At 45.3% G+C, this 11461-nt stretch carries 13 protein-coding genes; 5 read left to right on the top strand and 8 right to left on the bottom strand.

The features are described 5' to 3' along the window. Window positions 1-193: 193 nt before the first annotated feature. From OSC7112_RS29210 to dnaK, 8 genes are all read right to left on the bottom strand, one after another. Window positions 194-430: a type II toxin-antitoxin system Phd/YefM family antitoxin gene (locus OSC7112_RS29210; protein WP_015179288.1), complete on the bottom strand. Its 237-nt coding sequence runs from the start codon at window positions 428-430 to the stop codon at window positions 194-196. Window positions 431-521: 91 nt separating this feature from the next. Next, window positions 522-767 (bottom strand): HNH endonuclease, encoded by a 246-nt coding sequence (locus OSC7112_RS29205; RefSeq protein ID WP_015179287.1) that lies wholly within the window; start codon window positions 765-767, stop codon window positions 522-524. A gap of 9 nt (window positions 768-776) precedes the next feature. Then, complete coding sequence (locus OSC7112_RS29200) at window positions 777-1142, bottom strand: KGK domain-containing protein (RefSeq protein WP_015179286.1); 366 nt, start codon at window positions 1140-1142, stop codon at window positions 777-779. A gap of 102 nt (window positions 1143-1244) precedes the next feature. After that, on the bottom strand, window positions 1245-1448 hold the full coding sequence (locus OSC7112_RS29195; protein ID WP_015179285.1) for a hypothetical protein: 204 nt from the start codon (window positions 1446-1448) through the stop codon (window positions 1245-1247). 85 nt (window positions 1449-1533) lie between these two features. Next, window positions 1534-3969, bottom strand: a complete 2436-nt coding sequence (locus tag OSC7112_RS29190) for a dynamin family protein (protein WP_015179284.1) — start codon at window positions 3967-3969, stop codon at window positions 1534-1536. A gap of 426 nt (window positions 3970-4395) precedes the next feature. Then, the gene (locus OSC7112_RS29185; protein ID WP_015179283.1) at window positions 4396-5529 is read right to left on the bottom strand and encodes a DnaJ C-terminal domain-containing protein; all 1134 of its coding nucleotides are present in this window, start codon (window positions 5527-5529) and stop codon (window positions 4396-4398) included. A 123-nt stretch (window positions 5530-5652) separates the two neighbouring features. Beyond that, a complete protein-coding gene (locus OSC7112_RS29180) occupies window positions 5653-5976 on the bottom strand; it encodes a four helix bundle protein (RefSeq protein ID WP_015179282.1) in 324 nt (107 codons plus the stop codon). Between the two features lie 213 nt (window positions 5977-6189). Further along, a complete protein-coding gene (gene dnaK, locus OSC7112_RS29175) occupies window positions 6190-8274 on the bottom strand; it encodes a molecular chaperone DnaK (protein ID WP_015179281.1) in 2085 nt (694 codons plus the stop codon). A 55-nt stretch (window positions 8275-8329) separates the two neighbouring features. Here dnaK and OSC7112_RS41990 point away from each other — a divergent pair, with 55 nt between their 5' ends. The 5 genes from OSC7112_RS41990 (at window position 8330) to OSC7112_RS29155 (ending at window position 11460) form a co-directional block, all read left to right on the top strand. Continuing rightward, window positions 8330-8452, top strand: a complete 123-nt coding sequence (locus tag OSC7112_RS41990) for a hypothetical protein (protein WP_263053564.1) — start codon at window positions 8330-8332, stop codon at window positions 8450-8452. Window positions 8453-8590: 138 nt separating this feature from the next. Next, the gene (locus OSC7112_RS29170; RefSeq protein WP_015179280.1) at window positions 8591-9841 is read left to right on the top strand and encodes an FAD-dependent oxidoreductase; all 1251 of its coding nucleotides are present in this window, start codon (window positions 8591-8593) and stop codon (window positions 9839-9841) included. Window positions 9842-9894: 53 nt separating this feature from the next. Then, window positions 9895-10119, top strand: a complete 225-nt coding sequence (locus tag OSC7112_RS29165; RefSeq protein WP_015179279.1) for a hypothetical protein — start codon at window positions 9895-9897, stop codon at window positions 10117-10119. After that, a complete protein-coding gene (locus tag OSC7112_RS29160; protein WP_015179278.1) occupies window positions 10116-10427 on the top strand; it encodes a type II toxin-antitoxin system RelE family toxin in 312 nt (103 codons plus the stop codon). The genes OSC7112_RS29165 and OSC7112_RS29160 overlap by 4 nt, the downstream gene beginning before the upstream one ends. Next, window positions 10420-11460 (top strand): DUF6745 domain-containing protein, encoded by a 1041-nt coding sequence (locus OSC7112_RS29155; protein WP_015179277.1) that lies wholly within the window; start codon window positions 10420-10422, stop codon window positions 11458-11460. The genes OSC7112_RS29160 and OSC7112_RS29155 overlap by 8 nt, the downstream gene beginning before the upstream one ends. Window position 11461 lies beyond the last annotated feature (1 nt).

Raw genomic sequence — 11461 nt, 5'->3', positions numbered from 1 at the left:
TAAAAGTACAATATAAAGGGGGAGCATCTCACTTTTGCAGTTAAGCTAGAAATTGGAGTTTTAAGGCAGGAGGCAGGAGGAAAGAGGAAGAAGGAAGGAGGCAGGAGGAAAGAGGAAGAAGGAAGGAGCCAGAAGAAGTGTTTTTACAAATATGAGATGCTCCCTATAAAGGTATGAGTATCCAGCAGTAATTTCATAGATTCCCTGTCCAAAATTCGTCTGGTAACGGTTCATCAAAATCATTACTTGTCCAGACTGCTCCTGCGTGCAATCCTGCTGTACGCTGCTTAGTTGGGGATGCGATCGGCGCTAAACGGACAAGGGGAATGCCACCTTCTGTGAGAACAACCTCTATGCCTTTAAGTGCTAGAGATAATAACTCTTTTAAATTTGTCTGTGCTTCTTGCACGTCAACTGTTTTTGTCAGCATTGCAGTTATCCAAGCTAGGGATTAAAAGTGCGATCGAACAGAGGTTAACAATTTCAAGCTTAAATTGCTGATTTTATTATACTGTTAAATATCACAGGTCAAAGTGTCGCCTGAAGCGGGGGTCTAGTTTGTCGGTTTTCTTTTGGTTGCAGGTGCCGCAGAGGGTTTGCAAGTTGCTGATGTCGTTGCTGCCGCCGCGCGCTAGGGGGATGATATGATCGATCGTCAGTTGGGTTTCTAGCTTGGTTTGGCCGCAGCTTTGGCACTGGTATTTATTGCGAGTAAATACATATTTTCTGACTTCGGGGGGAATCGGTATTCTAGGGGTTTTGCTCATCTTGTGTTGCTAACTCTCTTTAGGCATTTTTTGACGCAAATCGTCCAGGGGAGAAACTACTTTAGTATCTGCTGATTTTCCAATTTCAGTAACTTCTGCAACTTCAAGCTCTTCAGGCTGAAACTCTAAAGTAATTCTCACTTTTCCTCTTTGCCAACTCTTAGCACCCGGCTTCAGTATTTTACAATCTATTCCTTCTCTAAACCACATTTCTTTTAATTCTGTCCATTCACCTTGATTTTTTTGCTCTTTTATTAGAGTCATCATCGCTGCAATAAACTCACTTATTGTAAACGTGCGGTTAGTGACTAAAATGTGATCCGAATATACAGACACAACATCGTCACGTTTCAGTGAGTCAAAGTTATCATTCATTTTTATTTCCGGTTTGGGCTAGTGTAATTATAATGGTTTTTGGTAAGAATTCTACAAGTGTTATTTAGCTTAAGTTTATTGGGTACTTGAGCCAAGACTACATCACCGCGCCGTAAGTTCATCGGCAAATAATTCGTCATAAATGTCATTTTCCGCACTCAGCCAATCTTGATAAGCTTGGGATACAAGCAGCGGTTGAACGGATTCTTTTCCACTTTTCAAGAATAGGGCTAGGTTCAGAAGTGTTGCTAACTTATCTTCTGGAAGTTGCTCGATTATTGTTATAAGTTTTTGGCGAAGGTTCATAGGAGTAAAGTCGCTCTTTGTTGGCTATTATAGCACAATAAACACAAGAAAGAAACCAGGTGAATATAATTCACCTGAATTGGAATCATTCACCATCTACCGAAACGCTATCAGTTTGTCCAATTACAGGCAACAAATGCTCGTGCAGCTTCATCGCCTGCAAACAACTATTAATCCCAGAAACCGCCCGATCGTACTCTTTGATCTTTTCTTCATTCTCAGCTTGCCGCCGCAGATTCCCAGCAATCTTTTCCTCCGCTTCCTGTGCCAAAGTTTGCTCTAAATAATCGCGGGCTTGACTGTATTTCTGCAAAATATCATCAGCTTGCTTTTGGGCCAGTGGCAACAAATGCTCTTTCAGGGTTTGGTTGACAGTTTGGCGGAAAGTTTGCCGAATAGTTCTAGATACTTTCGGCTCAAAATCTAGCCGCAATAATTGCCGAATTGCCGGTTGGGCGTCCACCATATTTTCGCAGTCGAAACCTTGAGATGTTTGCTGCAATGTTTCGCGGAATTGATAAATCGAAAATGTGCCTTCGTCGTAAAAACGGGGACTTTCTCGCACGTAGCGATCGCACTCAACACCCGCCGCATTTACCAAAGCATCAGAAACCCGCTTTGATAACTCCTCTAACTGCTGTTCAATTCCCCCGTCGTTCCCCAACAACCGATAGAGTAATCGATAGTATTCCGACTTGCGAACGCTATCTTTCAAATACTGGAAATAATTATCAACCAGTGACTTAGTAGCCTCTACTAAAATATCTTCCAACTGATTCGCTAAATAATAAAGTGCTTCAACTAAAACAGCAATTAAAGGTGCTGTGGCATTGCGGGGATGATTCCGCAAAGTGCGTCCGTAAGCCGCCTCAACAGAAAATCCGTCTAACAATTCATCCAAGCGGCGGATCATCCGAGATTGCAGTTGCCGAAAGTCTATATCGAAAATATCGCATCTGTTCATAATCATTTCATTGACTTCTTCGGCGATATGTTCCCGAAAATCCTGTCCGACTTGCTGCAATTCTTGATTTAAGCGTAAAAGTTCCTGTGCTTTCATCGCCTCAATTTCGCGGGGCTGGCTGTCCAAATTCCGCTGAATTGTTTGGTAGTATTTCCGCAGTTGAATGCACAAGTCTTCCAAGTCGTCAGCTAAATTTTTGAACAGTTGCGGGCGTTTTTCTTCGGTGAGGTAACGGGTGATGGCTGTGCGAAAATCTTCGATGCCGCTATCTTGAATTAATTGAGCAATTAATGGTTGTCCTTGCTCTGCAAGAATCCGCACGTAGTTTTCATTTGGTGTTTCGTAGCTGTTAACTGAAATCCGAAATCGGCTGGGAGACAGTTTGCCGGAATTCGCGCAGTAGCGATTAAATTCACTAACAAATTGCGGAGTTTCTTCACTATTACCGAGCAATTCTGAATCTAATTTATCGTCTCCAAAAACTCGCCCTTTACTGGTGGCAAAGATTGTATTTAAACCAAAGCGATCGCGCCCTGTTGTCCCTCGAATCAAACTCCCGTAAAATCCCAACAATCCGCTAGTTTTGTAAACTCTCGCAGTATCGCGAAAGTCGGAATTAATCAGATTTTCTAAGCGCTGTCGCAGTTGCGTGTTGTACCAAGTTTCGTCAATGCGGTTGAAAATGTAAAACAGCCGATCGCGAATTCCCGGATTTCCCCGTGTCTTTTCCATCAACTCGGTTTCTTCCGTCGTCATTTCCCCAGACGAAGCTGCTTTCAAAACGCAGACAACGGCCGAAGTATCGGGGCTTTCAATCTTATCATAAGTCAATTCTGCATCCCGCTGCACCGGCGCATCAATTCCCGGCGTATCTATAATAATATTGCCATCTTGCAGCAAGGGATGATAACAGTAATATTCAACTCGTTTGAGTACAGCACTGTTACTACCGCGACGGGCATAACTAGCAGCTTCCTTGAGATTGGAAAAGTTAAACTGTTCCATCGAGTAGGTAGCGTTTTCGAGAGTTTGGATGCGATCGCGATTTGCCTCAAAACCTTCTAACAGCAGCATCAAAGCCTTAGCTTTTTTGGCTACCTCGGATTTATTTTCGCCGCCTTCCGTTTCAATAATTATGTTACATCCCTGAGACAACAGCGACACTACATCTGTTTGATTAATATTAAGTTCAGTAGCTAAACCTAACTGATGGCAAAGCACAGAAGCTTGCTGGCCAATCTCAAACTCGCTCAAAAAAGTGAGAACAACGCGCTCTTTTTCCGGCTCAGCAAAGGCGATATAACATTCCGTACCAGTCGCGTGTCCTTCAGCACTGTAGAGCAATTCCCGCTCCAGCAAAGCATTAATTAACATAGATTTTCCCGCACTGAAAGCGCCAGCAAACACAATTTCAAACTCAGGAGAAATTGCCTTTTTCAGAGAAGCTTGTACCGCCGTGATATCTTGTTGTCGCAAAGAGGATTCCTGACGCAGCAGTTGCAGTAAAGAGTCAACTTGCTCTTGCAGATTGTTGCATTGAGGGGGCATTTGAGTCATCGCTGCAGACTGCTCCTAATTGTGGGAAAATTACCTTATTGTTAATTCTCTGCTAGTTCAGGAATAATCACAACAGTAATTTTACTTATGCGATCCAGGATTGCTGAAAGTGCGATCCTCTTCGTTGGCGTAGCCCCCGTAGGGGCGGGCTGCGCTAACGGCTATTCTGGCGACAAATCTTATCGTTTACGGTTGTTTGGGAATTATTAAACCGCAGAGGCCGCAGAGGGCGCAGAGGAAGAGAAGAGAGAGATGAATAATTGCTATACCCACGGATTTCATATCATCTATTTACAGCCAAGTGGCTAAATGTGATATGTCAGTAAAATTTAGCCAAGCATCTCCTAATTTTTCGTACAGCATTAGTAGTAAGGCGCGCATTATTGCGCCCCTACAAAATTCAACTGGGGCATTGCGTACTCTAAATTAAACCGATAAATCCTGACGCGGTTTAAAAGACTCAACCTGTCGCAACTTTTCGTATAATTCCCGTTCCTCCTCACTAATTTCCTGGGGAATTAACACCTGAATTTCTACCAATTGATCGCCCCGATCGCCATTTCCGGTCGGATAGCCCTTGTTAGCCAGCCGCAACCGCTTTCCAGTCGTTACTCCCGGTGGCAATTTCATTTTCACCCTACCATCCAGCGTCGGTACTTCCACATCTCCACCCAACACCGCTTCGCTGGGAGTCAGCGGCAATTCGCAGCAAACATCCGACATTTCCAATCGAAAAAATGGATGGGGAGAAACTGTGATTTTTAAATATAAATCTCCGCCGCCTATACCTTGATTTCGCAAGCGAATCCGCTGGCCTGATACCATAGCAGGAGGCAGATTTACCTCGATCGCTCGCCCATCTTCCAGACGAATTCGCTCGGTACCACCCGAATAAGCCCTTTCCAAAGGCAGAGTTAGCCTGGCCTCAATGTCTCGTCGCATTTCGCGATCGGCTGTTTCCCGTCGCATTTCGCGATCGACTGTTTCCCGTCGCATTTCGCGATCGACTGTTTCCCGTCGCATTTCGCGATCGACTGTTTCCCGTCGCATTTCGCGATCGTCCAAATCCCTTCTAGGCGGGCGAGAATTAGCCACATAACTCGTTTTCTTAGAAGCCGTACTCCACGGTTCAGAGGAGGCAAAGCCCGGTGCATCATTCGCTGTCGCCATCCTCACTTCCCGGCGCCTTCCGAGCACTTGGTCGAGAAATTTATTAAAATCCGAGTAATCGCTAAAATCGACATCTTCGGCCGGTTTTTTGCGGGTAGTTTTAGTGTTTCCCCAAGTTTTGAAATTGGGAAGTCGCACCCCTTGCTTTCCTTGAAATCCCTTTTGCTTCCAGAATTTACTAAATTGGTCGTATTGAGTTCGCTTGTCGATGTCGGAAAGAATATCGTAAGCTTCATTAATATCCTTAAATCTATCTTCAGCAGATTTATCCCCCGGATTCACGTCAGGGTGCAACTGTCTGGCTAGCCGTCGATAGGCTTTTTTTATTTCATCAGCCGTGGCATCTTTGGGCACTCCCAAAATTAGATAGTAATTGCGAAAATTCTGCATAGTTAGAGAAGGATGAGGGAAGTTCGGCAACGAGCAATGTACGGGATGTAACGAATGTAACGGATGTAAAGGATAGAAGGAAGAAGGATGAGGGATGAAGCAAGAAGGATGAGGGATGAGGTTTTATCCTTCTAGTTTGTTGATTGTACTGACAATTAATCCTGTGAGTTCATCTGCTTCTTTGATAACTGGTGAGATTTTTTCTGGTGCTGCTAACCCTACTCTTTCAGAAATCACTAGATGAGTATCCAGTTCTCTGAGCGAACCGAGAGCTATTCGCAAATATCGAATATACTCTTGTCTAGTAACACGCCCATATCCCTCCGCCATGTTAGCTGGTACTGATACAGATGCACGACGAATTTGACTGGTAATACCATAAAGTTCAGACGAATGAAAAGATTTAGTTAATTCGTAGCAAAGTTGACAAATATCAATAAATACCACGCTGCCAGATGTATTGTTCTCTATGGGTCATACAACATAATTTTCTCCTTACTTATCCTAGTAATCTTTATCTAATTCAAAGAAATCTACTGTAGGAGAGGAGAAAGAAAGGAGCCCAGAAGAATTAGGAAAACAGCCGTCACAAATTATCTGCATAAAATCCACTATTTTCCTTCTTCCTTCTTCCCTCTTCCTTCTTCCTTCTTCCTTCAATTACAACCAATCGTCGTCATCATCCCAATCGTCGCTTTGATTTTGATAAGGGCGAGTGGGGCGATTAGCACTGCTTCTACGATCGTAGGAACGATCGTTCATACGATCGTAGGAACGATCGTAGGAACGATCGGGAATTGGATCGACAGTCGATCGCCTGTACGGTTTAGGATTTTGATAATAGCTGCTATCATCGCTGCGCCGCTTGGTACTGTCACCGGTAAAAGTCCGCTTCACAGACTCAAAGAAATCGTCATCATCGTCATCCATCGCAAACGCGGAAACTTCCCGGCTCAAATCGTAAAGAGCATCCTGCAAATCCGAACCAACTTGGTCAACTCCCCGCTCGTCGTTGCGTTCCAAACTGTCTCGCAATTCCCGAATTAAAGTTTCAATTCGCTGGCGGCTTCTTTGAGCAAACTGCATTCCGCGATCGAGCGCCACCTCTCGCAACTGCCGCTCGGCTTGATAAGCTAAAGCTTCAGCCCGATTGCGTTTTTCTACCCTTTCCCGCTGCAACTTATCAGCTTGAGCAAACTGTTCCGCATCGCGAATCATTTGATTCACTTCCTGCTGAGTCAGCGTCGAAGCACCTTGCACGGTAATGCTTTGTTCCCTGCCGGTAGTTTTGTCCAAAGCAGTCACCAACAGCATCCCGTTAGCATCAATATCAAAAGCTACTTGCACCTGCGGAATCCCTCGCGGTGCCGGCGGAATTCCAGTTAGTTTAAACCGTCCCAAAGACTTATTATCTCTGCCTAATTCCCGTTCTCCTTGGATTACGTGAATTTCTACCACAGTTTGGTTGTTTTCAGCAGTGGAAAAAATGTCCGATCGCCTGACTGGAATAGTAGTATTCCGAGGAATCAGTTTTTTCATCACCCCGCCGATAGTTTCCAAACCCAGCGACAGCGGCGTCACGTCCAACAACAGCACATCGCGGACATCCCCCCCCAAAATCCCCGCCTGAATAGCTGCTCCCACCGCCACAACTTCATCGGGATTGACATTTTGATTCGGTTCTCGATCGATCAAACTGCGAACAACTTCCTGAACCAAAGGAATGCGAGTCGAACCGCCGACTAGCACAACTTCATCAATGCGAGAAGGACTCAAATTTGCATCGGCCAAAGCTTGTTTCACCGGCCGCCGCAACCGCTGCACCAAATCTGTGCACAGCCCCTCAAATTGACCGCGAGTCAGTCGCGTTTCCAGATGCAAAGGCCCGTCTTCATTTGCATCGATAAACGGCAAATTAATCTCCGTGACACCGACTCCCGACAGCTCAATCTTGGCTTTTTCTGCCGCTTCCATCAATCGCTGCAAAGCTTGGCGGTTCCGTCGCAAATCAATTCCTTCTTTTTCTAAGAATTGATCTGCCAACCAATCAACAATTTTGGAGTCAAAATCATTGCCACCTAATTGAGTGTCGCCGCTAGTTGCTTTGACTTCAAATACTCCGTCTCCCACGTCTAAAATCGACACATCAAAAGTACCGCCGCCCAAATCAAACACTAAAATAGTTTGACTTTCTCGCCTGTCCAAACCGTAAGCCAAAGAAGCCGCTGTCGGCTCATTTAAAATCCGCTTGACTTCAAGTCCGGCAATTCGTCCCGCATCCCGCGTCGCCTGTCGCTGCGAATCGTTGAAATAAGCCGGAACAGTAATTACAGCCCCCGTCACCTCTTGTCCCAGATAGCGGCTGGCTTCATCGGCCAGTTTCCGCAAAACCATCGCCGAAATTTCCTCTGGGGCAAAATCTTTTTTCAGGCGGGGACACTTGACTTTGATGTTCCCGTTTTCGTCGCGGCGAGTTGTGTAAGGGACGCGCTTCGATTCAGGAGTCAGTTCGGTATATTTGCGTCCGATGTACCGCTTGACGGCGTAAAACGTGTTTTGCGGGTTGAGAACAGTTTGGCGTCTGGCCATCTGTCCGACAAGGCGTTCTCCTTCCTTTGTGAAAGCGACTACCGAGGGAGTTGTCCGCATCCCTTCTGCATTGGCAATCACAACCGGTTTGCCGCCTTCCATGACGGCTACTACTGAGTTTGTTGTTCCGAGGTCAATGCCAACTACTTTACCCATGCGTCAGTTATCTCCTGTGGCGTTGTGTGTAGCTTTTTCAATATAAGCGTTAAGTATGATTGCATTTATTGTACCGCGTCGAGAAGCGGGGGCTGCGGGGGGATTGCCTCACCTGCGGCTGAGGCTGGGGTTGGCTGGGTGCGATCGATCCCAAGAGTGGATTGGCGATCGCCTTTAGGAGTAGGAGTGTCAACTTGGGAAAGCCGTGTATGTCCATCTTTTGAGAGCAAAAAAAATTAGAGAATTAATTAACTACTGCGTTTTGCTAAACTAAAAGCAGCTAGCAGAATTGTTGAGCAAACAGGAACATAAAAATATGACTGTCAACTCTGTTCAAAATTCAGAAACCTGTCAAGAACACTCGATAGTTGACGTGCAGCATACCAACTGCTGCATTGTCGGAGGTGGGCCGGCAGGTGCTGTTTTAGCATTACTTTTAGCGCGGCAAAATATTCCCGTCATGCTGCTAGAAGTACACAAAGATTTTGACCGAGAATTTCGCGGCGATACGCTGCATCCGTCAGTAATGGAAATTATGGAGCAATTGGGAATAGCCGAAAAATTGCTGGAATTGCCCCATACAAAAATGCGCCGCCTCACCATCCAAGCTGCGGTCAATACCGCCACACTCGTAGATTTTGCATATCTCAAAACCAAGTATCCTTACATCACTATTCTTCCCCAAGTCAAGTTTCTCGAATTTATCACCGCCGAAGCGCAGCGCTACCCCAGTTTTCAGCTAGTAATGGGAGCTAACGTACAAGAAACGATCGTCGAAAATGGCGTTGTGTGCGGCATTCGATACCGAGGACGCGGGGGATGGCATGAAGTGCGATCGACCCTCACAGTCGGTGCAGACGGTCGCTTTTCTCGCCTTCGCCAATTAGCAGGTTTTGAAGCGATTAAAACTTCCCCGCCGATGGATGTCCTGTGGTTTCGTTTGCCGCGCAGCCCGCATGATGTCAAAGATTCCGGCGTGGGAGGTCGAGCTGTTGGAGGTCATTTATTAGTCACGATCGACCGCTTGGATTATTGGCAACTCGGTTACATTATTCTGAAAGGCAGCTATCAGAAATTGCGCGAATCAGGAATAGAAGCTTTGCAAAAATCCGTTGCTGAATTAGCACCGGAATTTGCAGATAGGGTCGAGCAACTGAAAGATTGGTCGCAAATTTCTTTTCTGTCCGTTGAATCCAGTCGCCTTCCCCGCTGGTATCGTCCCGGTTTGCTGTTAATTGGGGATGCCGCTCACGTCATGTCGCCCGTAGGTGGCGTGGGAATTAACTATGCTATTCAAGATGCTGTCGTCGCCGCCAATGTACTCAGCGCCCCCCTGAAAAACGATCGCGTGCATCTGCGGGATTTGGCAGAAGTGCAGCGACAGCGGGAGTTACCCACGCGGGTAATTCAAGCATTTCAGTCCTTGATACAGGAGCAAATTATTAAAGGGGCATTAAATAGCGATCGACCGTTTACACCGCCACCTTTTTTGCAGTTACCAATTTTGCGAAATATTCCAGCGCGATTAATTGGTTTTGGATTAACTAGGGTTCGCGTGCAAAATTAATGAGATACACCTATACTTAAGTTATACCTATTATCAAAATACAGGAAGCCTGAATGACCGGATTAGAAGTATTGCAGTCAGTTGAGTTTCTCAAGATAAAAGGCAAACAAGTTGCTGTCTTAGATATCGAAACTTGGCAAGCACTCATCGAATGGTTAGAGACTTTAGAAGATTTGCAAATTGCCAAACAAGCATTAAAGGAGTTAAAAGCTGCTGGTGGAAATCGCGCTCGTGCCGGTTGGTTGAAATGGGATGATGTGGAATCGGAGCTAGAGTGAGTAATTACACAGTTTACATCAGACCCCAGGCATTTCAAGAAATCAAAAGCCTGCCGGGGAATATCCGACAGCGAGTGCGACAAGCAATTCGTGAATTAGCAGAAAATCCTCGCCCACCTCAGAGCAAACAGCTTGATGTTTCTTTTGAGCTTGATTTGTGGCGCCTGCGAATTGATAACTGGCGGATAGTTTATGCAATTACTGAAGCTGATAAAATTGTAGACGTATTCACTGTGCGGAAACGTCCGCCTTATAACTACGAAGATTTAGAGAAATTGCTTGCAGATATAAAGGACAGCGATGATTGAAAAACTTACTCCAGAACAAGAAGATTTAATGCTAGTTTATAATGAAAAGTGGTGCGAAATCATGTACTCCACTGAGCCGATCGATCGCGAAAAAGCAGCAGAGGCAGTTAAACAAGCTTACCTCGCAATTGACGAAAAAGAACCGGAAATTATTTTTTGCGGTAGCCCCTACGAAGCCGCTAATCTTCTTATGAGCTGCGAATCACTTACTCAGCTATATAAAAAATTCGGAGCCAACCTTTTTGAGAAATTTGCAGAGCAACTGTACAACGAGACTTGGGAAAATATAAGCGAACAGCTTTCAGATGAGTTGTCGGGCACGTTTTACCCGCAAGCATGGAATAGATTTTCTGATATTTTTCAGGAACTATTGGAAGCAAGCCTTGGTGAGGAAGAATTTTTTCATGACGAAAATTATGAGCCTCTAGATTCTATAGTATGGGCAGAATTTGCGGCAGATTGTGACTTCTGCTTCTCCGTCTTAAAGTGCAAATACAACCCCATAAAATGGCAAGCGCTTAAGTCTTTGACAACTCAATGCGGCTGGATTTTTACCTATGAAAAAGTTTGTATTGTGTGCGATCGCCCCCGCATCCTCTCCTTCGACAGCCAACACCGCCTCCACGCCGAAGGAGGGCCCGCCATTCAATTTGCTGACGGATACAGCCTCTATTCCTATCACGGCGTCACCTTACCCGAAAAATACGGAAAAATTCACCCCAACGAGTGGCAACCCCAATGGCTTTTATCAGAAGAAAACGCCGAACTCAAGCGAGTGCTAATTCAAGGAATTGGTTACGATCGCATAGCCCGCGAATTAGCAGCCGTTGAATTAGATACTTGGCAAGAATACACCTTATTAAAAATTGATACAAACGTTGACGTAGAGCCGATTTATCTGTTAAAAATGACTTGTCCCAGCACCGGATTTATTCACGCTTTGCGAGTGCCGCCCGATATCAACTCAGCCAGAGAAGCGATTAAATGGGTGAATTGGGGAATCGATTGTGAAGAATTTTCAGTACAGACTTGAA

Origin of the sequence: Oscillatoria nigro-viridis PCC 7112 (assembly GCF_000317475.1) — a bacterium.
Taxonomy (GTDB): domain Bacteria; phylum Cyanobacteriota; class Cyanobacteriia; order Cyanobacteriales; family Microcoleaceae; genus Microcoleus; species Microcoleus nigroviridis.
This window is presented reverse-complemented; position numbering and strand designations above follow the sequence as displayed.

Excerpts from the sequence above, each read along its gene's own strand:
- OSC7112_RS29165 (WP_015179279.1), top strand. The coding sequence starts at position 9,895 with ATGACCGGATTAGAAGTATTGCAGTCAGTTGAGTTTCTCAAGATAAAA.
- OSC7112_RS41990 (WP_263053564.1), top strand. The coding sequence starts at position 8,330 with ATGATTGCATTTATTGTACCGCGTCGAGAAGCGGGGGCTGCGGGGGGA.
- dnaK (WP_015179281.1), bottom strand. The coding sequence starts at position 8,274 with ATGGGTAAAGTAGTTGGCATTGACCTCGGAACAACAAACTCAGTAGTA.
- OSC7112_RS29195 (WP_015179285.1), bottom strand. The coding sequence starts at position 1,448 with ATGAACCTTCGCCAAAAACTTATAACAATAATCGAGCAACTTCCAGAA.
- OSC7112_RS29205 (WP_015179287.1), bottom strand. The coding sequence starts at position 767 with ATGAGCAAAACCCCTAGAATACCGATTCCCCCCGAAGTCAGAAAATAT.
- OSC7112_RS29155 (WP_015179277.1), top strand. The coding sequence starts at position 10,420 with ATGATTGAAAAACTTACTCCAGAACAAGAAGATTTAATGCTAGTTTAT.
- OSC7112_RS29200 (WP_015179286.1), bottom strand. The coding sequence starts at position 1,142 with ATGAATGATAACTTTGACTCACTGAAACGTGACGATGTTGTGTCTGTA.
- OSC7112_RS29170 (WP_015179280.1), top strand. The coding sequence starts at position 8,591 with ATGACTGTCAACTCTGTTCAAAATTCAGAAACCTGTCAAGAACACTCG.
- OSC7112_RS29190 (WP_015179284.1), bottom strand. The coding sequence starts at position 3,969 with ATGACTCAAATGCCCCCTCAATGCAACAATCTGCAAGAGCAAGTTGAC.
- OSC7112_RS29185 (WP_015179283.1), bottom strand. The coding sequence starts at position 5,529 with ATGCAGAATTTTCGCAATTACTATCTAATTTTGGGAGTGCCCAAAGAT.
- OSC7112_RS29210 (WP_015179288.1), bottom strand. The coding sequence starts at position 430 with ATGCTGACAAAAACAGTTGACGTGCAAGAAGCACAGACAAATTTAAAA.